At 65.8% G+C, this 26,524-nt stretch carries 15 protein-coding genes and 1 tRNA gene; 3 read left to right on the forward strand and 13 right to left on the reverse strand.

Annotated features, from left to right (window positions below; translation table 11 throughout):
- The first annotated feature begins 462 nt into the window (after positions 1-462).
- Together J9611_RS06055 and J9611_RS06060 are read left to right on the forward strand one after the other, a co-directional pair.
- Complete coding sequence (locus tag J9611_RS06055; RefSeq protein WP_211878576.1) at positions 463-2,307, forward strand: hypothetical protein; 1,845 nt, start codon at positions 463-465, stop codon at positions 2,305-2,307.
- Between the two features lie 389 nt (positions 2,308-2,696).
- Positions 2,697-7,700, forward strand: coding sequence for a hypothetical protein (locus J9611_RS06060; protein ID WP_211878578.1), 5,004 nt, complete (start codon positions 2,697-2,699; stop codon positions 7,698-7,700).
- Between the two features lie 174 nt (positions 7,701-7,874).
- On the opposite strand, the gene J9611_RS06065 is transcribed toward J9611_RS06060, so the two are convergent.
- Together J9611_RS06065 and J9611_RS06070 are read right to left on the reverse strand one after the other, a co-directional pair.
- A complete protein-coding gene (locus J9611_RS06065; protein ID WP_211878580.1) occupies positions 7,875-9,842 on the reverse strand; it encodes an SIR2 family protein in 1,968 nt (655 codons plus the stop codon).
- Positions 9,843-10,081: 239 nt separating this feature from the next.
- Positions 10,082-10,163, reverse strand: a tRNA-Leu gene (locus J9611_RS06070).
- A 204-nt stretch (positions 10,164-10,367) separates the two neighbouring features.
- Here J9611_RS06070 and J9611_RS06075 point away from each other — a divergent pair.
- Positions 10,368-10,973 carry an ANTAR domain-containing response regulator gene (locus J9611_RS06075; protein ID WP_136323174.1) on the forward strand — a complete coding sequence of 202 codons (606 nt, stop codon included), beginning with the start codon at positions 10,368-10,370 and terminating at the stop codon, positions 10,971-10,973.
- A 126-nt stretch (positions 10,974-11,099) separates the two neighbouring features.
- Here J9611_RS06075 and pyk read toward each other — a convergent pair whose 3' ends face one another.
- The 11 genes from pyk to hisI all read right to left on the reverse strand — a co-directional run bounded on the left by pyk (position 11,100) and on the right by hisI (position 26,477).
- The gene (pyk, locus tag J9611_RS06080) at positions 11,100-12,593 is read right to left on the reverse strand and encodes a pyruvate kinase (RefSeq protein WP_211878582.1); all 1,494 of its coding nucleotides are present in this window, start codon (positions 12,591-12,593) and stop codon (positions 11,100-11,102) included.
- An 82-nt stretch (positions 12,594-12,675) separates the two neighbouring features.
- Positions 12,676-14,133 carry a glutamate synthase subunit beta gene (locus J9611_RS06085; RefSeq protein WP_211878585.1) on the reverse strand — a complete coding sequence of 486 codons (1,458 nt, stop codon included), beginning with the start codon at positions 14,131-14,133 and terminating at the stop codon, positions 12,676-12,678.
- A complete protein-coding gene (gene gltB, locus J9611_RS06090; protein ID WP_211878587.1) occupies positions 14,126-18,757 on the reverse strand; it encodes a glutamate synthase large subunit in 4,632 nt (1,543 codons plus the stop codon). The genes J9611_RS06085 and gltB overlap by 8 nt, the downstream gene beginning before the upstream one ends.
- A gap of 298 nt (positions 18,758-19,055) precedes the next feature.
- Entirely contained in the window at positions 19,056-20,168 is a 1,113-nt protein-coding gene (gene lgt / locus J9611_RS06095) for a prolipoprotein diacylglyceryl transferase (RefSeq protein ID WP_211878589.1), read from the reverse strand.
- Between the two features lie 3 nt (positions 20,169-20,171).
- Entirely contained in the window at positions 20,172-21,011 is an 840-nt protein-coding gene (trpA, locus tag J9611_RS06100; RefSeq protein WP_211878591.1) for a tryptophan synthase subunit alpha, read from the reverse strand.
- Positions 21,008-22,339, reverse strand: a complete 1,332-nt coding sequence (gene trpB / locus J9611_RS06105) for a tryptophan synthase subunit beta (RefSeq protein ID WP_211878593.1) — start codon at positions 22,337-22,339, stop codon at positions 21,008-21,010. The genes trpA and trpB overlap by 4 nt, the downstream gene beginning before the upstream one ends.
- Positions 22,340-22,476: 137 nt before the next feature.
- Positions 22,477-23,295 carry an indole-3-glycerol phosphate synthase TrpC gene (gene trpC, locus J9611_RS06110; RefSeq protein WP_211878595.1) on the reverse strand — a complete coding sequence of 273 codons (819 nt, stop codon included), beginning with the start codon at positions 23,293-23,295 and terminating at the stop codon, positions 22,477-22,479.
- Position 23,296: 1 nt separating this feature from the next.
- Entirely contained in the window at positions 23,297-23,581 is a 285-nt protein-coding gene (locus J9611_RS06115) for an HGxxPAAW family protein (protein WP_211878597.1), read from the reverse strand.
- Positions 23,582-23,672: 91 nt separating this feature from the next.
- The gene (locus tag J9611_RS06120) at positions 23,673-24,365 is read right to left on the reverse strand and encodes a Trp biosynthesis-associated membrane protein (protein WP_211878599.1); all 693 of its coding nucleotides are present in this window, start codon (positions 24,363-24,365) and stop codon (positions 23,673-23,675) included.
- Positions 24,365-25,942 (reverse strand): anthranilate synthase component I, encoded by a 1,578-nt coding sequence (locus J9611_RS06125; protein ID WP_211878601.1) that lies wholly within the window; start codon positions 25,940-25,942, stop codon positions 24,365-24,367. Before J9611_RS06125 ends, J9611_RS06120 begins: the two co-directional genes overlap by 1 nt.
- Before the next feature lie 130 nt (positions 25,943-26,072).
- On the reverse strand, positions 26,073-26,477 hold the full coding sequence (hisI, locus tag J9611_RS06130) for a phosphoribosyl-AMP cyclohydrolase (RefSeq protein ID WP_211878603.1): 405 nt from the start codon (positions 26,475-26,477) through the stop codon (positions 26,073-26,075).
- Between the last annotated feature and the right edge of the window lie 47 nt (positions 26,478-26,524).

A 26,524-nucleotide genomic window follows, 5' to 3' on the forward strand; every position in this document is an offset into this window, starting at 1 on the left:
ATCTGGCTCTATCGTCCGCCGTAGAAACATGCGAACCCTCTTATTGCTTCCACCTTTGAACTCCGTAGGCAAGACGGTACGTGCAAGCACAGCACAATGTAACGCTATGCCGAAAAGAGTCCGAGGTCCGACGACTAGCGAGGTGCACCTGAGCGGTGCACCGCCGCACGGTGCAAGTGCCTTCTCGCGAACCCTCAGCCCTGAACGGGAAGTACACCGCCAGTGGTTACCACGGTCCTCGCCTACCCACTTCCCCATGGCCCTTCGGGTCCTTCGAATCGGTGACGAGCACCGAAGTCATGTCATAGATGACCCGGAATATTAGTGGCGAAATGAGACGCCTCATAGACGTCGATGCTCGCTGCAGATGTGATGCAGTTTCCCAGCCAAAACCTGATGCTCGATCATTGGGGCCGTCGCCATCGATGCTGGCTCCGGCCATCGACAAGCGACTATAGGAATATGGGCAAGAAGAAGATCGCACGAGAGTTACGTGGGCAGTTGATGCTCCAAATCGCCGCAGGACGGTTCTTCCGTCCCGATGTCCCGCTCAACGAGACTGAGCACCGCTACACGGTCTACAGCAACGCTTGGTTCATCGGAGACCCTCCGATCAGGTTGCCGGTCGGGGAAGTGATCGCTTCGACCGAGATGGGGCTTACCTCATCGGCGATGATCGCGGTCGTCGACCGACTCGAACAACAACTCCCCGACGGCACCGATGATTTCATGATCGCCACTGATGGAACTGAGCTGGTCGACGACCTTGCCTACCTGATGACGTTTGCGCTGAACCGCACCGTCAGCCGGAACCACGACCAAATCCGGCGTCTGGTCACCGGCGACGGCAGGCCGCGCGGACGATCGGCCAACGACCTTTTCCCAGGCCTGTTTGAACCGAGGCAAACGGTGCAACCCAATCAGTGGGAAGATCTCCGGCGGTTCATGAACGACCTCCTTGGCCTGAGCCGAGACGACTTTGCGCGCGTCATGCGAGTCATCCGTAACGCGGTCGACGCAACACGACGAGCCCTCGACGATCCCACGGGTTCCTACACGGATCTGGTGGCTGCTCTCGAATCAATTTCGGACGACGAACTGTCCACCCCGGTGAAGTGGGACCGCTACGACGGCTCTAAGCGCAAGATTATCGACGCCGCCCTGGTAGGTCTAAATAAGGAAGCAGCCGACAAGGTTCGTGTTGCTGTTCTCATAGCCGATCGGGCGGGCCTGAAACGACGCTTCGTTTCTTCAACACTGGCCCGAATCTCACCGAACTACTACCGCGATGACGCCGCGGGGACGGTCCGGCCGCCTCGAGCACCGGACATCGAGCGGATGCTTGGCATTGCCTACGACATCCGGTCGCGACGAAGCCATGTACTCGAAGACCTCGGCGAAAGCGTGTGGCTTTTCACCGACGGCGCAGAAACAGCCTACGAACCGAGCTTCGAGCGCGTGCTCACCCTCGGCGGTCTATGGCGCCTCATCAGGCACGTAGTTCGACGGTACATCGCCGATGCGCAGAAGGTTCAGTCCGCCCCTTGGGACTACCGCAACACCCTGCCCGGCATCGTTGAAATGCAGCTCGCACCGCAGTATTGGATCTGGCATACCGGCGGACTCACGGCGCAGACGGCGGCCCGAAGGCTTGATGGTTTCGCGGAGGCACTCATCGGCCGGATTAGCGGGCAACACACCGACGGATTCCCGCTCGACCAAGTCTGTCAGGAGATTGAAGATCTGGTCCCGAGGCTGCCCAACGGTGAGGCCAGGACGGCCCTAATCGCTATACACGTACTGTGGCATGCGTGGGTCGACGCCGCGGATCACCGCCCCGAGGCAGCGGCCTTCATTGACGAGTACAAGGCCGTGCTGGAAACACCGTCACCTAGTGCGTACACAGTCTCGATTTTGTCGAACCACTCGATTCCGACATGGACCGTGGACGACTGGGGCACCATGGCTCGGGCACGAAACGACGCCCGACACACAAAGAACCACGCGCCGTTACCCGCCGTCATCGAGGCACTGATCCAGCTCGAAGCCGCCGACCAACTCGAAGCCGCTGGCAGACACGAGGAGGCGGTCACATTCGCCGCAAACGCCGTCGCAGAAATGCCCGGCAACGAGGCTCTTCTCGCCTGGGAAGCGCGCCTCGTCGCAGACGACCACGATCCCGATTTTGATGTTCACGCGTTCCTCTTCGGCGAGCGTAAGGGCGAAGTCAGCAAGGAGCCCTCCGAACACGAAGGGGCGGGCGAAACTTCAACCGAGGAGGATGGAGAGTCGAGGAATGAAAGTTGAGCAACCGTTTGTCATGAGCCCGACACCGCACCGCGGACGGCTCGACGGTTGGCGCGCTCGAGGTTGCTTGTCTCACCGTTCAGCGCGCACCACGAACTCGGTGCGCGGTCCTCTGTGTCCAGGCTGGTTAGCTCTCTAGTCGTGTGGCAGGCCGAAGGCCAGCAACTGGTATCCCGGACCGTGCTGCCCATAGTGTCGCCACCGGCAGGCGGCGGCGAGCAACAGCGCCAGAACGGTCAGCAGGCGGGCTACTGGGCAGAAAGGCTGTCTGGGTCGTTCATGGCTCGAAACCGACGTCGAGCACCGGCCAGGCGTGTGAACTGCCCCTTTGTGACCGTTGGCAAGCCTGTCGGCTTCCTCAAGTACGCCTGACTTGGCAAACTAGGGCCATGGCGGACGATAAAACCACGCGCGAACAGGCTGCGCCAAATGATGGCGACGAGGTGGCGGTGGTTAGCCCCTACGCCGGTGGTGGTGGGGGCAGCACGCTTGGTCATCGGGTCGCAACCAGCTACCTTGCGGACATGCTAGTCGGCGCAGGCCGCCAGGAAACCGATGAACTGCCGGTGGTCCGGCTTGCTTTCCAGACCAACCCGACGGATCCTGTTGATGATCTGCGGATAGAGGCTGAAAGGGGCGCAGCCCGGGTTGTTGTTCACGTCGCCGCCCGGCGTGCCCCGCAGTTCATCAAGAGCCATGCGAAGACTGCGGAGCTCGTCGGGGCGCTGCTGGATCAGGTCGAAACCTTCAGCGAGGACGAGCGCGCATACGTCGCGGTGGCCGTTGCAGGGATGACACCTGCACAGAAGGAGGTCCAGCTCCTCGCCTCCCTCGCACGGGACAACGCGACCGAGGCCGAGTTCCACCTTCAAATACACGAGCCGAAGCGTCACGCTGGCTACGCAAACCGATACGACCATCTGACCGGGCTGGTGAAGACGGCTCGCCCGAAGACAATCCAAGACGAACGCCGGAGCCTTGTCTGGTCGCTTCTTAGGCGACTCTGGATCCTGAACTTCCGCGTCGAGTCCGACGACGAATCGGATTGGGTGGATATTGGCAACCGGCTGAACCCACTCGCGCGGCCAGGAAAGAGTGGTGCTGATGTCCGCAACGATCTCCAGTCGGCCGGGGCGTCTCAGTTCGATCAGAAGGGCTCGGTGGCTGATCTTCCCCTACTTCGACGCAAACTCCACTCCGTACTAGCACCCCATGCCGGAAGGTCAAAAGCTACATGGGCGCAGCTCGATGTCGAACAGAACTCTGCAATGGTTGCCGTCCGCCACGAGTTGCCGGACGGGGTTGACCTGCCGCGCACGAAGCTGCGGGAAACTGTCCAGGCTGAGCTCGTTGTCGCCGGGACGACCCGAAGGGCAGTCCTGATTACGGGTGAATCAGGAACCGGCAAGAGTGCACTGACGCTGTCGGCCGCCTCGGCGCTCGCTGCAGCCGACGACGACTTTCAGTTTGTCGTCCTCAACTTGCGAAGGACCCGCGGCAGCGTGGCGGCATTGTCATCAGACCTCGGTATGCCGCTCGCCGACGTACTCAGCGAGATGTCGGCACCATCACGCGTCCTCATCGTCGATGCAGCGGACGCAACAATCGAAGGACGCGCTCCGCTCCTACGAGAACTCGCGGCCGCCGCACATGTTGCCGAAGTCGGCCTGATCCTGGTCGCCGCCGACACCGCGGCTGAGGATGCCGCCAGCACCTTAATCGGCATCTACTCGAAGCCGCGGAAGTTCGAGGTTCCCGGGCTCGACGACGCTGAGCTACGTGTCGTGCGAGAGGAGGTACCGGCAATCGCCGGCGCGCTCCGCAACCTGCCGGCCAAGTCGCTGTATCGGCGGTTGGCGATCGTTGATCTTCTAGCTCGGACCGGCAGCACGGTAACTACGCCCCTGGATAACTGGGGCTGTCTTGAGCTGATTTGGAAGAACCTCATCGGCCGCGCAGCAGGCGGGAGTTCAGCGACAGCGCGTACCGAAGCCCTGCTGGCTATGAGCGAGGCAGAGCTCGAACTGCCGGAGGCCGAGAGAACCTCCCCTCGCCCTGACTATGCCGCGCTCGACGCTCTGCGGGCCGACCTCTTGGTGGCGCCAGAGAACCTGCGCAAAGCCGAGCCCGAGTTCGCGCACGAAGAAGTCCGTCGCTTCGCGACAGCCGTGCGCCTGGTACGGTCACCTTCCATCACAGAAACCTTGAAAACATCCGGACCCATGCGATGGTCGATGTCCGCCGCCAAGCTCGCATGCGAAGGCAAGCTCACCGATGCGGACGATCCCAACGCTGAGCTGGCGGCACTGATGGCCCAGTTCGACGCCCTCGGTGACGATTCCACGGCCCGCTGGAAGGACGTGCCGCTTGAAGCCGTACTCGAGATGCCGAACGCGTACGACCTTCTCCGGCACATCCTTGACGCGGGTGCCGCCAATTCGGACGACATTCTTGCGACCTTCGTCAGAGTCGTTTCGCTCCACCAGCGGCACCAAAACATGGTCGACGTGCCACGCGGTGAGCCGGTCGTGCGCCTCCTGATCGAGGAGGTCAACGAGCTGTGGCACCAGGACGACGAAGTGTTCCGTTTGGTATGCGAATGGCTCAACTGCGCCCTCCTGATCGGGTTGCCCGCGGGCAACCCGACTCGGATGGCTCTAAGGGAGCTCCTACTTGACCACTGGCGGAGCCACCACCCGCCGACCGCTCCCGTAGACAGCTCCACGGAGCCTAATGAAGAGGTCGTGTTCAACGTCTTTGTCGGCTACACGAAGAAGAGACGACGCCAAAGTACCCTGAACTGGCAGATTACCCAGAAGCGGTATATCCAGCTGGTCGCGCTCCTCGGCCCAGATATCAACGAGGATGTACGCGCCTGCCTGTCCGAGGTGGCTGAACACTCGCCGTCGAGACTCCAGCCGGCAGTCGACCTCGACTGGAGCGCATGGGGTCTCGGTTCGTACGACCCCAAATTCCTTCTCCAGCTCACCGAGGCCTACTACATCGACAACCAGGGCGGTAGCGGCTCGAGACTCTGGAACGGCATACGCGACCACCAGGCACGCGGCTTCCGAAGCCTGAACAGCCACGGGTATGGGTCGTTCTGGGTTCTGATTCGAATGTGTCAGCACAAAGACTGGGTTCCGGTCGTGAACCGGATACTGAACCATGCAGCAAACATCCGTTGCCTCGCTGAGGACGGCTCAGGATCTGTCGCTGCCGGCTCGAAGTTCACGCTTGCGATCGACGGCACCGAGCGAGCCTACGTCGGAGACGTCAACGTCTGGGGATGGTACCGCGGCAATACCAATGGACCGTACCCGTGCATGAGCGCACTCCAGGCCGTCGAACGGTGGGTCGACCGCATGGTCGCCGACGGGGCTGCAATTGGAAATGTGGCGACAGCGCTGTTGAACGGATGCGCGAACCTGGCCATGCCTGCACTCATTGTCGGCGCCACCATCCGTCACTTAGCTGACGACCCGAAGGTGCTTGATCGGTACCTTGTCGAGCCGCTCGTCTGGCACTTCGACTCCATCCGAGCTACTCATGAGGCCGTTAGATTCGTGCGGGCGCCCGATGACGGCATCTCAAATCCCGAACGACGTAAGTGGTACGTGCGCGACATCGCAGGGTTCCTCGCGGTAAGCGCCAGCCCAGAGCGCCAACAAGAGCTCAGAGACTTGGGCACGAAGCTGGTCGCTAACGCCGCCCGGTTCGACGCTGGCGAGTCCACAGTCCGCCGCTGGGCAGCCGCGCTCGACGCGGGCAACATGACGACCGAGCCCACAGGGGGCGGAGTGCTCATCTCGGTCAAGGAGCCCAAGGTCATCGAAGAAGAGCTCGCTCCGCTGCGAGCCGACATGGCCCGCGGCAACCTCCTCATAGGGCTCCAGAACAAGTACTGGATTCCGGCACGACAGCAGAAAGAAGGTTGGACGCCGCCAACTCCAGCTGAGATTGCGGAAGACCTCGCTCTGGTCAAGGACCTGCACGACAACCCACCTGAATTCGCAGCATCCGACCCGTGCCTCGCACTCGCCTACGTTGCATCAGCCGCAGTCCGTAGCACGGCGGAAGGAAATCCCGAAGCGTTCGGCCAGAATGGTTCCTTCGCGATCACTTCCATCCTGGGCATCCTCGAACGGGCTGCGCAGGACGCCGGACGCGACAGCGACGCACTCAGGTTTGAGAACGACATTGGAACGCGAGGAGCCGCCGCCGCAGCCATCCCGCACCTGATTCTTCCTGAACTTGCCGAACAACTCGAGACGGCTGGTGCGACCCCGGACGATGTCGCCGCGGCGGCCGCGGCCCTCGGTCCACTCGCAGCGACGGACACCTGCCTGAGGTTCGCTCGCGGGTGTGACACCATCTGGGAGCATCCGTGCTCAGGTGACCCATGTATGCATCTGACCGCCTACCAGTGGGCGCTCGACCTCGCCCGGCTCTGCGAAATCGGCGAGTTCGATGACGCGCTTCAGCAATTCCCCCAGGTCGTCGTAACCGGCGACGTCATGGTTCGAATTCCTATGATTCCACCGAAGCGGCTCGAGACGTCTCGCCTCAGTGCGACCATCCGCGTGCTCGGGCGCGCTGCCTCGTCCAGCGCCTGCCTCGCGGAGATCGCCCAACAGGATCTGGAAACGCTCCTGAAGGCACAGGCACACGCCATGGTCACCCAGGAGCTTTCCGAAGACGGCTACTTTATTGACGACCGCGGCGCCCAGACCATTTCCGCGGCACGGGCACTGCTGCACATCCGGTCGCGTGTGGACGCAGTCGACGACCTGCTGTTTGAGTACGTCACGGCCCTTGCCCCCGCCGGCCAAGTGTTCAGCGCGTTCCTGCGGGACTTGGCAGCGGTCGGAGCGGAGACCCAAGAGCTCGCTGACGCGGCGAGAGAACTTTGGCCGACCCTATTCGCACACGTCCTGAACCAGGTGGAAGCGAACAGTGCCATCTACGACCGAGCAGTTAGCTTCAATGACTACGCGTTGAGCCACCTTCTTCCGAATCATCCTGAGACTACCCAGTCACTGCACGATGAGCTCGGTCGCCACGCCTTCGAGTGGGTGAAACCCGACGATCTCGTGGACTTTATTCCTCAGTGGCTCCCATACGCAGCCGGCAGATCCTCATGCCTGCTCGAGCTCATCCGGTTCCTGCGCCAACTCCCAATCGAGACGCAGTTGAGCAAAGGTCTGAGCTGGCTTGACGCACTGTGCCTTTCGCGGACGGACCGACAGCTCGTCTCCTATGCGCCGATGGACGAGTGGCTGGTGGAGGTCAAGCCCGAGGCCGACGCACGAGGAGCCGGAAGCAACTGGCTCAAGCTCGTCGACCGTCTGGTGTACGCAGGCAACAAGACTCTCGCGGAGTACTCACGCTGAACAGACGAAAACGCGACTAACGCAGTTCGGGCAAGCCAGGCGAGCAATCCGTGCCACCCCGGGTTGCAAAGCCGTGCCCGCAGCAGATTCCAAGCTTCACCTCGGCTGGATCCAACTGCTACAAACCGCAAAGGTAACACCATAAGCGGCCGTGAGATCGTCCAAGCGCCGCGTCTAGAGATCCCCGATTCGGAAGTGATCCGGAACGATGCCTCCTCCACCCGGAAGACTGGCAATGGCAGCCTCGTGTCCGACTCGACCGATTGCCAAATCGACCGCCTGGCACGTGGCAATCAACTGCTCAAGGTCACCCCCGCCAAATCCCGCGATCAGAAATGGCGATGATTGGCCCTCATTTTCCAACTGTCCAAGAATTCTTCCCCCCACGACCGAACGATGTCCTATGCCCCGAGGAGCGTGCTGGACCCGCAGGTAGGGGCGGAAAACTGGAATCATGTCGGCGTACTGTCCAAGCGCCCGGTCGGCTGCTTGAATCGCCAATCGGAGCGCCGACGATGCCTCGTCGTGTTCGTCGGCATCGTTAGAAGCATTGGCCGCGGCCATTCGCTCCTTGGCGGCCGCAAGGGCGGCGTTGGACGTTCGGAGCCTGTCCGCGGCCTCCTGCGAACCGGCGCGTTGCAGTGTCATTTCTAAGATTCTCAGAAAATCAAATGTCTCCCACGAATCGTCGAACTGCTGCTTTCCGGTAGTCAGATGTTCAACGAAAATTGGCTCAATGCGCTGAAACAGCTGCTTGGCCGGCGAGCCCGAACTCGAAACTATGGTTTCAGGTGTCAGCGCGTCTCCAGCCAGCCTGACCCCTTCGTACGGGGCTGGAACCGGCATGCGAATGAGAGATCGCGCGAGTTCGTATCGTCCGGCGGCAATTGCGGCCACGCCTGCGGAGTATAGAAACTGGCCTGCGCAAATCATCTGGAGGCGAAGAACATCTGTCAGTCCACTTCCTCTGGCCTGTCCGGCGAATCTGGGAATTTCCGGAATCCACCAGCGGTCCGTGGACTCGCTCCCCCAGTAGGCGGCAGTGGCCAGCAAAGCCGTCGGCACGAAGGTTGCTTCCTCCACGCGGGCGACCATCGCGCGGTATCCGCCGTTGGGCGACTCTTCACCCGTATGACTTTGGAGGAGATCGTTCTGGTTTCTTAGCCGATCAAGCTCCTGCTTGATGAGATCGTGAAGCCCGATAGCGGTGGCTCTGCCGGAAAGATAGCGTTTGGCAGTGCCTACCGCGGCAGCTACGGCGAGGGGGTGCCGCGCCGCCCGCTCCTTTAAGGAGTCCACGGCGTCAGCCAAATTCCCAAGAGCAGCGTCCGCCGTCGAGGAAACCTTGACAGCGCCGAGTGCAGATCGCAGGCCCTGAGCCAATTCACTGAGGTCTCTTGGCTCAATCCAATACGGGGTGTAAATGCGACGAGGGCTACGACTCAGGGCACGAACGAGTGCCGGATCGTACGTCGCCGACCAGCCGACCAGCACCAGCCCGTAGTCGAAAGTGATCCGATCCAGAAACTGCTCGACGTGCGATTCGTAACCGGCCAGTTCCTGCTGCGTGTTTCGCATCGCGGTCGGATTCAGGTAGTCACCATGCAGGTGGACGACCAGAGCGCCGAGGGTGTGGAGCGGCGGCAACCCGTGAATGTCGGAGGGATGGCTAACGACGACAGGTTCGATGCCTTCGTCGCGGAGAGCTGCCTCCATCAACCTGTCGAAATTGAGGGTCAGGACAATTCGGACCTCCCCGGACCGCACAAGCCTGGCTATCGCGCGATGGCCCTGGGTAGGCCGCTTCAGAGCTTGTTCACGCTCTTCCTCGTCCGGCTCGAAGAAACTACGAAGAAGCCTCTGGCGTTCAACTTGCGTGGGCCCCAGCTTCTCCAACAATGACTCGTACGACGGTTCAACGCCAAACCGCTGCGAGTACCATTCGAACGGATCCGTCGGCGATTCGTTCTCTACGGCCGCAACCTTTTGGATCAGCTGTTCTTGGACACCCCACGCAGAGGCAACTCCACTGGGTACTGAAATCCCAGCTCCGAGCACAAACGCGTAGGAACCGGGTGATGTGTGCAACGAGAAGGCCAGGCTGAGTAGCTGATCGAGCTCTGCCATGTCGGGCGAAGGCATGTAAGTTCTCCTGGGAAGTTGCCGGAATACCCCCACTTTAGCCATTGGCATCGACAGCGAGACCTAAGCACGGCAGGAAGGCACGGTCAGTCTGCTCCGGCAAACAGGAAGGCGTGAGGACCCATCCGGAAAGGAGCTGTCCGGCACAAAAAAGGGAATATCGCAACACCAAAGCCTGCCCTCTGTCAAGCTTTGTCAACACTAAAAAGAGAAGAAGCCACTGACCTGCGGAAACACTGTGCCCGAGGTGGGACTCGAACCCACACACCTTTCGATACCGCATTTTGAGTGCGGCGCGTCTGCCAATTCCGCCACTCGGGCGCGGAGTACACCGGTCACATTCGCGGGGCCACGGTGCTGTGAGCAACGCGATCGCTTCCAGTGCGCGAAATTACTCTACATGCAGATAGGCTGAATTCCAGAATCGCGCCAGTGACGCCGCATCGAACCCAACCGGTCCAAGTACACCAGCGGACAAAAACCTATGATGGTCTAGTTCCCGCCGTACCTTTACAAGGAGTTCCCGTGTCAGATCAGACGGAGTCAAACCCCACCTCCAAGCCGGCGCGCCGCGTTGTCGTCGCCGAGGATGAGACCCTCATCCGCCTGGACATCATCGAAATCCTGCGCGGCGAAGGCTATGACGTCGTCGGCGAGGCGGACAACGGCGAGAAGGCCGTGCAGCTCGCCGAGGAACTGAAGCCGGACCTGGTCCTGATGGACGTCAAGATGCCGGTCATGGACGGCATCTCCGCGGCCGAGAAGATCGTCAAGGCCCGCATCGCCCCGGTGGTCCTGCTCACCGCCTTCAGCCAGAAGGAACTCGTGGAACGCGCCCGCGACGCCGGCGCCATGGCCTACGTCGTCAAGCCGTTCACCCCGGCCGACCTCATCCCGGCCCTCGAGATCGCGCTGTCCCGCCACGAGGAAATCAAGGCCCTCGAAAGCGAAGTGACGGACCTGCAGGAGCAGTTCGCCACCCGCAAGCTCGTGGAGCGCGCCAAGAGCCTCCTGACCACCAAGATGGGCCTCACGGAGCCGGAAGCCTTCCGGTGGATCCAGAAGACCTCCATGGACCGCCGCCTCAGCATGCGCGAGGTCGCCGAGACCATCATCAACCAGGTCAACTAGCACCCGCCGCAAGGCGCCGGACGCAACGCACAACGCACCACGCACCAACGAAAAAAGGGAGGGTCCCCGCCGCTGGAATTCCAGCGGCGGGGACCCTCCCTTTTCAGCGCGAAGCCAAGCCGAAGCTCAGGCGCCGTTCTTCTTAATTTCCGGCCACGGGCCAAGCTTGTCCCTGGCCACCCCCGCCTCGCCGAGACTGCCGGCGTCGGCCAGGTCGCCCACCTTGTGGACCTTCAGCATGTTCGTGGAGCCGGCCTTTCCGGGAGGGGAACCGGCGGCGATGACCACGAGGTCGCCGTCGTCCACCACCTTCAGTTCCAGCAGGCTGCGGTCCACCTGGGCGGTCATCTCGTCGGTGTGGCCCACCATGGGGACTAGGACCGGCTGGATGCCCCAGGTCAGGGCGAGCTGGTTCCAGACGTGCTCCACCGGGGTGAAGGCGAACACCGGCTTGATCGGGCGCAGGCGCGAGAGGCGCCGGGCCGAGTCACCGGACTGGGTGAAGGTACAGATGTACTTCGCCTCCAGCTGGTCGGCGATTTCGACGGCGGCACGGGTGATGGCGCCGCCGCGGGTCTTGGGCCTGGTCCCCAGCGGCGGGACGCGCTCCAGGCCGTGGACCTCGGTGGACTCGATGATCCGGGCCATGGTCTTGACCGTCTCGATCGGGAACTTGCCCACGGACGTCTCGCCGGAGAGCATGACCGCGTCCGCGCCGTCGAGCACGGCGTTGGCGCAGTCGGAGGCCTCCGCGCGCGTCGGGCGCGGGTTCTCGATCATGGACTCCAGCACCTGGGTGGCGACGATGACCGGCTTGGCCCAGCGGCGGGCCAGTTCGATGGCGCGCTTCTGCACAATCGGCACCTCCTCCAGGGGAAGCTCCACGCCCAGGTCCCCACGGGCCACCATGATCGCGTCGAACGCGTCGATGATCTCGTGCAGCTGGTCCACTGCCTGCGGCTTTTCGATCTTGGCGATCACCGGCACGCGGCGGCCTTCCTCGTCCATGATCTCGTGGACGCGCTTGATGTCCGTGGCATCGCGGACGAAGGACAGCGCCACCATGTCCACGCCGCGGCGGATGGCCCAGCGCAGATCGTTCTCATCCTTTTCGCTCAACGCCGGAACGTTCACCGCGACGCCGGGCAGGTTGATGCCCTTGTTGTTCGAGACCCAGCCGCCGACCGTCACCTGGGTGACGACCTTGACGTCGTCGACCTCCAGGGCGCGCAGCGCGATCTTGCCGTCATCGATCAGCAGGGCATCGCCCGGCTTGACGTCCTCGGTGAGGCTCTTCAGCGTCGTGGAGCAGATGTCCTTGGTTCCCGGGACGTCCTCGGTGGTGATGGTGAAGGTGTCACCGACGGCCAGCAGGTGCGGTCCGTCCACGAAGCGGCCGAGCCGGATCTTGGGGCCCTGCAGGTCCGCCATGATGGCGACGGGCTTGCCCAGCTGTCCTGCCGCCTTGCGGACGTTCTCATAGGTGGTGTCGTGCACGGCGTAGTCGCCGTGGCTCATGTTCATCCGGGCCATGTCGACTCCGGCTTCCAGCACCGCGAGTGTGTTCTCAAAACTCGCGATTGCCGGTCCGAAGGTGGCCACTATCTTAGCGCGTCTCATATACCTACCCTAGTAGTCTCTTGCCTGGTTGGAGGTGTTGCAGGAGTGAACGCCCGGGGTCCGGGAACAGCCCTGGTGCGGGCTACAGGACTGCCATCGCCCGGTCCGTCGGGGCGACAGGCGCCGGCAGGATGGTGCTGCCCATCAGGAACTTGTCGACTGCGGCGGCGCAGGCGCGTCCCTCGGCGATGGCCCAGACAATGAGCGACTGTCCGCGGCCGGCGTCGCCGGCGACGAAGACACCTTCCGTGTTGGTCATGTAGTAGCCGTCGCGTGCCACGTTGCCGCGGCCGTCGAAATCGGCGCCGACCTGCTCGGTGATCCCGGCAGCCTCGGGGCCGGTGAAGCCCAGGGACAGCAGGACCAGGTCCGCGGGGATGATCCGCTCGGTCCCGGCCTTCGGCAGGCGCCTGCCGTCAACGAATTCCGTCTCCGCGACCTTCACGCCGGTCACCTTGCCGTTCTCGCCGACGAACTCCACGGTGGAGGCGAGGTACGTGCGTTCGCCGCCTTCCTCGTGGGCGCTGGCAACTTCGAACAGGGTGGGGAACGTCGGCCAGGGCTGGTGGGCGGCGCGCTCGGCTGGCGGCTGCTTGCCGATGGCCAGCGTCGTCACGGATGCGGCCTGGTGGCGGTGTGCCGTGCCGAGGCAGTCGGCGCCGGTGTCGCCGCCGCCGAGGATCACGACGTGCTTGCCGGCGGCATGGATCTGGTTCTCCACGCTGTCCCCCGCCACGACACGGTTGGCCGGCACGAGGTAGTCCATCGCGAAGTGGACGCCGTCGAGTTCGCGTCCCGGGATGGACAGGTCACGCGGGACGGTGGCGCCGGTGGCGACCACGACGGCGTCGTACCGGCGGCGCAGCTGCTCCCAGGTCACGTCCGTGCCGACGGCGACGCCGGTCCGGAATCGGGTGCCTTCGGCCTTCATCTGCTCCAGCCGGCGGTCCACGTGCTCTTTTTCCATCTTGAAGTCGGGGATGCCGTAGCGCAGGAGCCCGCCGATCTTGTCGTCGCGCTCGTAGACGGCGACGGTGTGGCCGACACGGGTCAGCTGCTGCGCGACGGCGAGCCCGGCGGGGCCGGACCCGACGACGGCGACCGTCTTGCCGCTGAGCCGTGCCGGCGGCAGCGGGGTGACCCAGCCGTTCTCGAACGCCTGGTCCGCGATCGAGACCTCGACCTGCTTGATCGTGACGGCGGGCTGGTTGATGCCCAGCACGCAGGACGCCTCGCAGGGTGCCGGGCAGAGCCGCCCGGTCCATTCGGGGAAGTTGTTGGTGGCGTGCAGCCGCTCGATCGCTTCCTCGCCCTTGTCCCGCCAGATGAGGTCATTCCACTCCGGAATGAGGTTGCCCAGCGGGCAGCCCTGGTGGCAGAAGGGGACGCCGCAGTCCATGCAGCGGCCGGCCTGCGCCTTCAGGACACCGTTTTCCTGGGCCTCGTAGACTTCCTTCCAGTCCATGATGCGGACCGGAACGGGGCGGCGTGGCTGTGTTTCACGCTGGCGTACTTTCAGAAATCCGCGTGGGTCAGCCACCGGTCACCTCCAGGATTCGAGACCAAACTTCTTCGCCGTCGGGGTCGAGGCCCTCTTCGATGGCGTCAAGGCGGGTTTGCAGGACGGCCGCGTAGTCGCGCGGCAGCACCTTGGTTATGCGGGCTGCTGTGTCGTCGAAGTTCTCGAGCAGGCGCGCCGCGAGGAGCGACTCGGTCTCTTCGAGGTGCTTGACGAGCAGCCCGTGGACAATGTCGCGGTCCTCGGCGTCCAGTTCGCGCAGCTGCAGCTCGCCGGATTCCAGCGCCTGCTTGTTGACGCGTTCGGTCCGCAGGTCCAGCACGTAGGCCGTGCCGCCGGACATGCCGGCGCCGAAGTTGCGGCCGGTGCGCCCGATGATGAGCGTCTGGCCGCCGGTCATGTACTCGCAGCCGTGGTCGCCGATCCCTTCGACCACCGCGGTGGCGCCGGAGTTGCGGACCAGGAATCGTTCGCCCACCTGGCCGCGCAGGAACATCTCGCCGCTCGTGGCGCCGTAGCCGATCACGTTTCCGGCGATCACGTTGTTCTCCGCCTTGAACACGTTGGTGCGGTCCGGCCGGACGATGATGCGCCCGCCGGAGAGGCCCTTGCCCACGTAGTCGTTCGAGTCGCCGAACATGCGCAGCGTGATGCCGGCCGGCAGGAAGGCACCGAGTGACTGGCCGGCGGTGCCGGTCAGCGTGATGTCGATGGTGTCCGTCGCCAGCAGGTCGGTACTGAAGGTCTTGGTGACGACGTGTCCGAGCATGGTGCCGACGGAGCGGTCCGTGTTGATCACGTTCACGGCTATCTTCACCGGCGTGCGGTCGCTGAGGGCCTCGGCGGCCATCCCGATCAGGCGCTGGTCGAAGTGCTTGTCCAGCTCGTGGTTCTGGCCGGTGAGGTTGCGCAGCGGGGCGTCGTCGTCGAACTCGAGTCCGTGCAGGATCGGGTCCAGGTCCAGCCCTTCGGCCTTCCAGTGGTTGATCGCTTCGCGGGAGTCGAGCATTTCGGCGTGGCCGATCGCTTCCTCGATGCTCCGGAACCCCAGCCCGGCCAGGATTTCCCGGACTTCCTCGGCGAGGAATTCGAAGAAGTTGACGACATATTCGGCCTTGCCGTTGAAACGGGACCGCAGTTCCGGGTTCTGCGTCGCGACGCCCACCGGGCAGGTGTCCAGGTGGCAGACGCGCATCATGATGCAGCCGGAGACCACCAGCGGGGCCGTGGCGAAACCGAATTCCTCGCCGCCGAGCAGCGCGGCGATCACGACGTCGCGGCCGGTCTTGAGCTGGCCGTCCACCTGCACCACGACCCGGTCGCGCAGGCCGTTGAGCATGAGCGTCTGCTGCGTCTCGGCGAGGCCGAGCTCCCACGGGACGCCGGCGTGCTTGAGCGAGTTCAGCGGCGAGGCGCCGGTACCGCCGTCGTGCCCGGAGACCAGGACGACGTCGGCCTTCGCCTTGGTGACGCCGGCGGCAACCGTGCCGATCCCCACCTCGGAGACGAGTTTGACGTGCACCCGTGCCGAGGGGTTGGCCCGCTTGGCGTCGTAGATCAGCTGCGCGAGGTCCTCGATCGAGTAGATGTCGTGGTGCGGGGGCGGGGAGATCAGCCCGACGCCGGGCGTGGAGTGCCGCGTCCGGGCCACCCAGGGGTAGACCTTCTGCGCCATCAGCTGGCCGCCCTCGCCGGGCTTGGCGCCCTGCGCCATCTTGATCTGGATGTCGTCGGCGTTGCTCAGGTACAGGCTCGTGACGCCGAACCGTCCCGAGGCGATCTGCTTGACCGCGGAGCGGCGCTCGGGATCCAGCAGCCGGTCCACGTCCTCGCCGCCCTCACCGGTGTTGGACTTGCCGCCCAGCCGGTTCATGGCGATCGCGAGGGTCTCGTGGGCCTCCTTGGAGATCGAGCCGTAGCTCATGGCCCCGGTGGAGAAGCGCTTCACGATGGACGAGACGGACTCCACGTCCTCCAGCGGCACCGCCGGCCGGACGCCGGTCTTGAACTTCAGCAGCCCGCGCAGGGTCATGAGGTTCTCGGACTGGTCGTCCACACCCCGGGTATAGGACTTGAAGATGTCGTAGCGGCGCTCACGCGTGGCGTGCTGCAGCCGGAAGATCGTCTCCGGGTTGAACAGGTGGGGTTCGCCGTCGCGGCGCCACTGGTACTCGCCGCCGCCGAGCAGGGGGCGGTGCGCCTGTTCGATGCCGCTCTCGGGGTAGGCCATCTGGTGGCGGGCCGAGACCTCGGCCGCGATGACGTCGAGGCCGACGCCGCCGAGCTGGGAGTGCGTGCCGGAGAAGAACTCGTCCACGAGGTCCTGGCCGAGGCCGAGGGCTTCGAAGGTCTGCGCCCCGGTGTAGGAGGCCACGGTGGAGATGCCCATCTTGGACATGATCTTCAGGACACCCTTGCCGAGGCCCTTGATCAGGTTGTAGACGCCGTCCTGCGGTGTCACGCCGACGACGTCGCCGGTGCTGATGAGCTGTTCCACGGATTCCATGGCCAGGTACGGGTTCACGGCCGAGGCGCCGTAGCCGATCAGCACAGCCACGTGGTGCGTCTCGCGGACGTCGCCGGCCTCGACCACGAGGGCGGTCTTGGTGCGGTTGGCGCTGCGGAGCAGGTGGTGGTGCACGGCGCTGACGAGCAGCAGCGACGGGATCGGCGCCCACTGGGCGTTCGAGTCGCGGTCCGAGAGCACGACGTACTGCACACCGCGGTTGATGGCGCCGGAGACCTGCTCGCAGATTTCCGTCAGCCGGGCGCGCAGCGCGTTCTCGCCGCCTTCGGGGCGGTACAGTCCGCGGACCTTCATGGCGATCTTGTCGCCGTCGGCGCTCTCGATGTTGGCGATCTTGGCGAGCTGGTCGTTGTTGATCACGGGGAACGGCAGCGAGACCTGCGGCTGGCGGACCTGCTTGGTGTCCAGCAGGTTGCCGTTGGGGCCGATCGCGCACATCAGGGACGTGACGAGCTCCTCGCGGATGGCGTCCAGCGGCGGGTTGGTGACCTGCGCGAAGGACTGCACGAAGTAGTCGAAGAGCAGCCGGGGGCGCTTCGACAGCACGGCCACGGGCGTGTCCGATCCCATGGCGCCGAGCGGCTCGGCGCCGGTGCGGGCCATCGGGCCGAGCAGGATCTTCAGTTCCTCGGTGGTGTAGCCGAAGGTCCGCTGGCGGATGTTGACCGAGGCCGCGGTGTGCACGACGTGCTCGCGTTCCGGCAGGTCCTTCAGGTCGATCAGGTTGTCCTTGAGCCATTCGGCCCAGGGGTTGGCGGCGGCCATCTCGGCCTTGACCTCGTCGTCGCCGATGATGCGGCCGGCCTCGGTGTCCACCAGGAACATCTTGCCCGGCGAGACGCGGCCCTTCTTGACCACCTTGGAGGGTTCGACGTCGATCACGCCGACCTCGGAGGCGAAGACGACCAGTCCGTCTTCGGTGATCCAGTACCGGCCCGGGCGCAGGCCGTTGCGGTCCAGGGTGGCGCCGACGAGGTTGCCGTCGGTGAAGGACACGGCCGCGGGGCCGTCCCACGGTTCCATCAGCAGGGAGTGGTACTCGTAGAAGGCCCGGCGGGCCGGGTCCATGGTGGCGTGGTTCTCCCACGCCTCGGGGATCATCATCATGATCGAGTGCGTGATGGGGCGGCCGGAGAGCCACAGCAGCTCCGCCACCTCGTCGAACGACGCCGAGTCGGAGGCGCCCGGGGTGCAAATGGGGTACAGCTCTTCCGGCGAATCACCCAGCAGCGGGTTGGCCAGCTGCGACTGGCGGGCCCGCATCCAGTTGCGGTTGCCCTTGACGGTGTTGATTTCGCCGTTGTGCGCGATGGTCCGGAAGGGCTGGGCCAGCGGCCAGGACGGGAAGGTGTTCGTGGAGAAGCGCGAGTGGACGATCGCGAGCTTGGTCTTGAAGCGCTTGTCCGAGAGGTCCGGGTAGAACGGCTCCAGCTGGGCGGTGGTCAGCATGCCCTTGTAGACGATGGTCCGCGAGGACAGCGACGGGAAGTACACGCCGAACTTGTTCTGCGCGCGCTTGCGGATCCGCCAGGCCCGGGAGTCGAGTTCGTTGCGCTCCAGGACTTCCCCGGTGCTGGAGGCAAAGAACGGCTGCGAGAAGTAGGGCATGCAGGCGCGGGCCATGGCGCCGACGAGATCGGCGACGATCGGCACTTCACGCCAGCCGAGGACGGTGAGGCCCTCGTCCGCGGCGAGGCTTTCGATGCCGGCCTTGGCCGCGTCGGATTCACGCTGTTCGGCGGGAAGGAACGCCGTCCCCACGACGTACTGGCCGGGGGCGGGGAGTTCGAAGTCGGTGACCGCGCGGAAAAACTCGTCCGGGACCTGCATCAGCAGTCCGGCGCCGTCGCCGGTGCCTTCGTCGGCGCCGACGGCGCCCCGGTGTTCGAGGTTGCGCAGGGCGGTCAGCGCGGCGTCAACGATGTCGTAGCCGGGTTCGCCGCGGAGCGTGGCGATGATGGCCAGGCCGCAGGCGTCTTTTTCCTGCTCGGGGTTGTAGAGCCCCGCTGCTTCCGGCATCGCCGCGAAGCGTTTGAAGGGTGACATGGCCGACGGCGACATGGCGGCCGCTGGCTCGTTAGGCTCGGACCAACTGGGGCTGTGCAGGGTTTGGGTCATGGAAGACGTCCTTCCTCCTGATCGTGCGTATGGGAGGGACAACATTGGCCCGACTCGGCGCGCCCCTTTGACAAGCGCAACAAAGTTTTTTCTAACTGGAATTGTAAGCCCGCCCGGCCCGCTGCACGAACCGTTACGCGGGCCGCCGGCCTGGCTTGCCCGGCCGGCAGCCGTGTGCTGTAGGCAACGTGCCATGGTGCCACGCCGTTGTGGAACCGGGCTCTGCGAGCGGTAGCTGCGCGGCCCCCGGAGTGCCGGTGCTGGTGTCTTGCTGGGTGCTGCCTTACTTGGTGCTGCGTTACTTCATGCGGTCAGCTTCCGGCGCGGTTCCGGTGGCGGGCTTGCCGCCGTCGGCCGGGTCCTTGGGCGCTTCCGCTGAGGCAGAGGCGTAGCCTGGACCGCTTGGGTTATCAGGGAGATTATCACGGGATTCACCATCGGGGACAGCCCGGTCCGGATCGCGGAGGTCGTCGCCGGTCTCCGCCGCGGTGCCGCCGGCAACGGCGGCGGGTTCGCGGCCGGGCAGGTAGGGGCTGTCCGGGCCGGTCCGCTTGCGCCGCCCGAGGGCGACGAAGAGCGCCAGGGCCACGACGAGGACGAAGATGCTGGTCCAGACGTTGAGCCTGGTGGTGATGCCGAAGAGGGTGATCTGTTCGGCGTCGTCGATCCGCATGGCCTCGATCCAGACCCGCCCCAGGGTGTAGTAGACGGCGTAGAGCCAGAACAGGCGGCCGCCGCGGAAGTGGAACTTGCGGTCCAGCGCCAGGAGGATGAGCACACCCGCCAGGTTCCAGAGGGACTCGTAGAGGAACGTCGGGTGGAAGAGGGTGTCCGCCGGCATGCCGGCCGGGAAGTTCGGGTTGGTGGCGTCGATCTGAAGACCCCACGGAAGCGTGGTGGGCCCGCCGAAGAGCTCCTGGTTGAAGTAGTTCCCCCAGCGGCCGATCGCCTGCGCCAGCAGCAGGCCCGGGGCCGCGGCGTCCACGAAGGCGCTCAGCTTGACGCCGGCGCGCCGGCAGCCGATCCAGGCGCCGACGACGCCGAGGACCACGGCACCCCAGATGCCCAGGCCGCCGCGCTGGATCTGCGGGATCAGTGACAGGTCACCCGTGCCGTCGAAGCCGGGACCAAAATACGCGTCCGGCGAGGACACCACATGGTAGAGCCGGCCGCCGATGATCCCGAACGGGATCGCCCAGATGGCGATGTCCCAGACGCTGCCCTCCGGTGCCCCGCGCCGCGCCCAGCGGACGGACGTGAGCCAGAGACCGGCGATGATGCCGGCCAGGATGCACAGCGCGTAGGCGTGGATGCGCAGCGACCCCCACGGCAGCGGGATGTCGAATCCGGACCAGCCCGGGCTCGGAATGCTCGCGGGAATCATCGCCGCCGCGTGGAGGACTGAGTGCATTGCTTACGCTTCTTCCTTGCCCAGGCCGGTGCCGAGGTCTTTGGTCAGAGACGCTACAGCGTCCACGCCGCCGTCGCGGATGGCTGCGACGAGGGCGGTGCCCACGATCACGCCGTCGGCGTAGGCGGCGATCTCGCGGACGTGGTCCGCGTTGGAAACCCCGAGGCCCACGCAGACCCGCTCGGCGCCGGCGGCATGCGCGGCGGCCACCACGTCCTTGGCGGCGGCGCTAACGGAGGTGCGGGCGCCGGTGACGCCCATGATGGACACGGCGTAGACGAAGCCGCGGCTCGCCTCGACGGTCCGGCGCATCCGCTCCGGCGACGAGGACGGCGCCACGAGGAACACCCGGTCCAGTCCGTACTTGTCCGAGGCCGCGAGCCATTCCGAGGCTTCGTCGGGGATCAGGTCGGGGGTGATGAGCCCCGCTCCCCCGGCTTCGGCCAGGCGGCGGGAGAACTCGTCCACGCCCATCCGCATGACGGGGTTCCAGTAGGTCATGACCAGCACGGCGGCGTCGGTCCTGCTGGTGATGCCGGCCACGACGTCGAAGACCTGGCGGACGTGGAAGCCCTTGGCGAGGGCCTCGGTGGTGGCGGCCTGAATGGCCGGGCCGTCCATCACGGGATCGGAATACGGGATGCCGATCTCGATCAGGTCGGCACCGTTCTCGGCCAGGGCGATGCCTGCCGCGATGGTGTCTTCGACGCTCGGGTAGCCGGCGGGCAGGTAGCCGATCAGGGCCGCGCGGCCCTGGGCCCTGGCGCGGTCGATGGCCGCTGCCGACTTGCTGGCGGGCCTGCGGGTGGTGTCCGGGTCAGTGCCGGATTCGGCGGTGCTCACAACTGCTCTCCCTCTTTGGCGATCTCGGCTTCGGGCGAATCCGTGTCCAGCAGGTTGAACCATTCCGCGGCCGTGGCCACGTCCTTGTCGCCGCGGCCGGACAGGTTCACGATCACGATCTTTTCTGATGCGTCGCCTGATGTCTTGCCTGCGGCAGCGAGCCGCTGGCCGACCTTGATGGCGCCGGCGAGGGCGTGGGCGGACTCGATGGCGGGGATGATGCCCTCGGTGCGGCAGAGCAGGCGGAAGGCCTCCATGGCCTCGCTGTCCGTGATGGGCTCGTAGCTGACCCGGCCAATGTCGGCGAGGTGGGAGTGCTCGGGGCCGACTCCGGGATAGTCCAGTCCGGCCGAGATGGAGTGCGATTCGATGGTCTGGCCGTCGTCGTCCTGCATGAGGTAGGAGCGGGCGCCGTGCAGGACGCCGGGCTTGCCGAGCGTGATGGTGGCCGCGTGGCGTCCGGTTTCGACGCCGTCGCCGCCGGCCTCGAAGCCGTAGATCTTCACGGCGGGATCGTCCAGGAAGCCGTGGAAGATGCCGATGGCGTTGGAGCCGCCGCCGATGCAGGCGCAGACGGCGTCCGGCAGCCGGCCGGTCTGGTCCAGGATCTGGGCGCGGGCCTCCTCGCCGATGACTTCGTGGAAGTAGCGGACCATGGCAGGGAAGGGGTGCGCCCCGGCGGCGGTGCCCAGCAGGTAGTGGGTGTTGCCGACGTTGGCGACCCAGTCCCGGAGTGCCTCGTTGATCGCGTCCTTGAGCGTCTGGGAGCCGTTGGTCACCGGAATGACGGTGGCGCCCAGGAGTTCCATCCGCGCCACGTTCAGGGCCTGCCGGCGGCAGTCCTCGGCGCCCATGTAGACGACGCATTCCAGGCCCATCAGGGCGGCGGCGGTGGCGCTGGCGACGCCGTGCTGGCCGGCGCCCGTCTCGGCGATGATCCGGGTCTTGCCCATGCGCTTGGCGAGCAGTGCCTGGCCCAGGACGTTGTTGATCTTGTGCGAGCCGGTGTGGTTCAGGTCCTCGCGCTTGAGGAAGATCCGCACTCCCCCGGCGTGCTCGGCGAAGCGCCTGGCCTCGGTCAGCAGCGAGGGCCGGCCCGAATAGTTCCTGTTCAGCTCGGCGATCTGGGCGGTGAACGCCGGATCGGCCTTGGCCTTCTCGAAGGTGTCCTCGAGCTCGTCCAGGGCCGCGATCAGCGACTCGGGCATCCATCGGCCGCCGTACGTGCCGAAGTAGGGGCCGGGGGCATGCCGCAAGGACTGCTGTCCACCTTCGAGAAACGCGTCCACGGCGTTTTCGTCTGAGCCGGCTGCTGGCGCATCGACCATCAGTCTCACCATCCTGTTCCACTGCTAGCTATAAGGATCTGCGAATCAGCTCCGCAAAAGTATCTGGGGTGCCACGGGCCCGGTGGCGCACGGGGCCCGTGCGTCCGCCCGGACCGGGCCTGTGCCGGAGGCGCGGGTCAGGCGCGTGCGGCGATCGCCGCTGCCCCGGCGGCCGTGAATTCTGCGATCCGTTCGCGCGGCGTCGAGTCGCTGACCAGCGCCTCGCCCACCAGGACCGCGTTGGCGCCGTGGGCGGCATAGTGGCGGACGTCCTCGACGTCGCGCACGCCGGATTCGGCGACGACGAGCGCACCGGCCGGGATGCCGCCGGCCAGCTCCGCGAAGAGGGAGCGGTCGACGTCGAGCGTCTTGAGGTTGCGCACGTTCACGCCGATGATCCGCGCGTCCGCGGCGACGGCGCGTTCGATTTCCTCCGCCGTGTGCGTCTCCACCAGCACATTCATGCCCAGTTCGCGGCTCAGCGCGGTGAAATCGCGCAGCTGCGCGTCGGAGAGGGAGGCGACGATCAGCAGGATCAGGTCGGCCCCGTGGGCCCGGGCCTCCCAGATCTGGTACTCGTCCACCATGAAGTCCTTGCGCAGCAGCGGAATATCCACGGCTGCCCGGACGGCGTCAAGGTCGGCCAGCGACCCGTTGAAGCGGCGCTGTTCGGTCAGGACGCTGATCACGGACGCTCCGCCGTCGGCGTACTGCACGGCGAGGGACGCGGGATCCACGATGCTCGCGAGCGGGCCCTTGGAGGGGCTGCTGCGCTTGATCTCGGCGATCACCTTCAGCTGCTCCCGCGCGGCCGAGGAGCCGCCGAGGGCCGCCCAGGCGTCGCGCGCGGGTGCGGCGGCAGCGGCGCGTTCCTTCAGCTCCGCCAGGGTGACGAGGCGCTGGCGCGCCACCATATCCTCCCTGACACCGGCATTGATGTCATCGAGAACGCTCACCTTAGTGGCCGGAGTTCTTCAGCTTGCTGCCGCCGACGCCGTAGCCGGCCTTGCGCATGACCCAGCCGGCGAGCAGGCCGGCCAGCATGACCACGGCACCGGCTATGAAGATGGGGGTGTTGGCGATGACGAAGGCGATGGACGCGATGAGGGCGCCAATCAGCATGATGATCACGCAGGTCCACGCTGCCGGGCTGTTGCCGTGACCGGTCGGTTCGCTGTGATCGATGCCGTCCTGGATGTCTGCCCGGGCGGACTGCGATGCGGAAACAGTGGCTTTGCTCATGGAAAATCTCCTCAGGATGAATACTGCTTACATTCTGCCATTTTTTGGCTGTGTTTTTGGCCGCGTTGCTGGACCCGCCCGCGGCATCGGCTCAGGTGGGGTCGTCACCGCGCGACAACCGGTCCCAGCTGTCAATCTCATCGGGCGGCCCGTCAGCCGGCAATGCCCGGGCGCCGGCGCCGCGCGTCCCGCTGCCGGTGGCCGCTCCTGCTGCCGGGGCGTCATATTTGGTGCGGTTCTTCCAGAACCGTCCCGCGGGGACGATCAGCAGGGCGCCCAGGCCCAGCAGGCAACCGGTGACGACGGCGGCGGCGGGGAACGCGGTGACGTCCACCTGGACGCTGCTTCCGCTGATCCCGGTGGCCGAGGCGATGGATCCCTGCGCCGCGGCCAGCGGGTCTGCCAGCACGATCGCTGCCGCGCTGACGATGCCGGCGGCAGCGAGGAGGATGATCGCCGTGATGATCCAGCGCGCCACCCGGCCGGCGATCGACGCTGCCAGCCCGCCGGCCAGGGCGACGAGGGCGAGGGCGGTCACGGTGGTGGCGGCCTTGCTGCCCTGGACCTGCAGGCCGTCCTGGCTGCTGACGGCCTGTCCCAGCTGGGCCGGATCGAGGTGCACGGTGAGCCAGGTCTGCGTGGTGGTGCCGAACACGGCCATCGCCAGGGCCGCGATGAGCAGGACCAGGGTGGACTTCCGGGCCCAGCGGGGAGCGGAGGCGCGCGGGGTGGTCTTCACCGTGTTTCCGGGGACAGCGCCCGGGTTGGTGTCAGGGGCGGCCATCAGTTCTGCGTCCCGGCCGGCTTGCCGGCCCCGGGGATGGACTCCGCGCTGACGTTGCGCAGGGAACCGGCGGTGTGGACGGCGCGGAGCGGGGCGGCGGCCTTGTTCACGGTTTCCTGGGCTTCGGTGGGGTTGACCGAGTCGGCCACGATCCCGCCGCCGGCCTGCACGTAGGCGCGGCCTTCGCGCAGCAGCGCCGAACGGATGGCGATCGCCATGTCCATGTCGCCGGCGAAGTCGAGGTAGCCCACCACGCCGCCGTAGATGCCGCGGCGGTGGGGTTCGAGTTCGTCCAGGAGGCGCAGCGCCCGCGGCTTCGGGGCTCCCGAGAGCGTGCCGGCCGGGAAGGTGGCCTTCAGGACGTCGTAGGACATGGCATGCGGTGCGAGCCTGCCGACGACGGTCGAGACCAGGTGCATGATGTGGCTGAAACGCTCCACCTCCATGAACTGGGTGACGTCCACGGTGCCGGCCACGCAGACCTTGGACAGATCGTTGCGGGAGAGATCCACCAGCATCAGGTGCTCGGCGCGTTCCTTCTCGTCAGCCAGCAGTTCCTCGGCCAGGGCCTTGTCCGCCTCGACCGTCTTGCCGCGGGGCCGCGACCCGGCGATCGGGTGGGTGATGACCTCCTCGCCCGTCACGGTCACGAGCGCTTCCGGGGAGGAGCCGACAATCGAGTACTGCCGGCCCGCGGCGTCCTCGAGGCTGAAGATGTACATGTAGGGGCTGGGGTTCATGTTCCGGAGCACCCGGTAGACGTCCAGCGGGTCGGCGCCGCATTCCATTTCGAAGCGGCGCGAAATCACCACCTGGAAGACCTCGCCCTCAACGATCGCTTCCTTGCCGCGGTCCAGGGCGGCCAGGTAGTCCGCCTCGGCCCAGCGTTCCTGCACGCTGGCGGCGAAATCCAGGGCGGTGGGATCCAGCACCGAGACCGGCTGCTCCACGGGGCTGCTGACCTTGGCCAGCAGCGCCTTCACCCGGGCGACGGCGTCGTGCCAGGCTTCGTCGACGCGTTCGGAGCTGTTGTCGAAGTTGATGGCGTTGGCGATCAGCAGCACGGTGCCGTCCATGTTGTCATGCACCGCCATGTCCGTGACGAGGTTCAGCGCCAGCTCCGGCAGGTCCAGATCGTCTTCCGGCGGGGCGGTGAGCTTCTCCCAGTGCCGGACGCTTTCCCAGCCGAGGAAGCCGACAAGGCCGGAGGTGAAGGGCGGCAGTCCGTCGAAGCGGTCAGTGCGGAGGGCCTCGACGGTGTCGCGGACGGCGTCCACCGGGCTGCCGCCCAACGGCACGCCCACCGGCGGTTCGCCGAGCCAGAACGCCTCGCCGTCCTTGGTGGTCAGTGTGGCGCGGGACCGTGCGCCGATGAACGAGTAGCGGGACCAGGATCCGCCGACGGCCGCGGATTCCATCAGGAAGGTGCCCGGCTGGCCCTGCGCCAGCTTGCGGTACAGCCCGATCGGGGTTTCGGCGTCAGCGAGCACCTTCAGCCGGACGGGGATGACACGGCTGTGGCCGGCGAGTTCACGGAACTCTTCCAGGCCCGGGCTGATGATTCCTAGGTCCTGCATGGCTGTGGTTTCCGCCTGTTCTTGTCTGCGCCCGCCAGTGTCCTGGCGGGTCCGTTCGTAAAGGTTCGAGAATGCTGTGGGACTGCGCCGGCCCGTGCGTTGAGCCGGCCGGTGCGCCCGGCCGCTGCGCCTAGCCGGCCCCGACGACGACGTCGAGCCCGCGGCCGTCGAAGCAGGTCCGGGTTCCGGTGTGGCAGGCGGCGCCGACCTGGTCGACGCGGACCAGCAGCGCATCGCCGTCGCAGTCCATCGCGAGCGACTTGACCCACTGCGCGTGCCCGGAGGTATCCCCCTTGCGCCAGTATTCCTGCCGGGAACGCGAGTAGAAGGTCACGCGGCCGGTGGTCATGGTGCGGTGCAGGGCCTCGTCGTCCATCCAGCCCAGCATCAGCACGTCCCCGGTGTCGAACTGCTGGACGATCGCGGCCACCAGGCCGGCGCCGTCACGCTTCAGGGCGTCCGCCAGCCCGGACGGCAGGGGGCTGGCCGGCGTCGGCGGGGTGGACACGGGGGCGGGGGCAGGCTGCTCAGACATCAGCTCAAGTCTAGTGCCTCCCGGCACCGCGGGGATCAGCCCCGGCG

Source organism: Pseudarthrobacter albicanus (assembly GCF_018224015.1).
GTDB lineage: Bacteria > Actinomycetota > Actinomycetes > Actinomycetales > Micrococcaceae > Arthrobacter > Arthrobacter albicanus.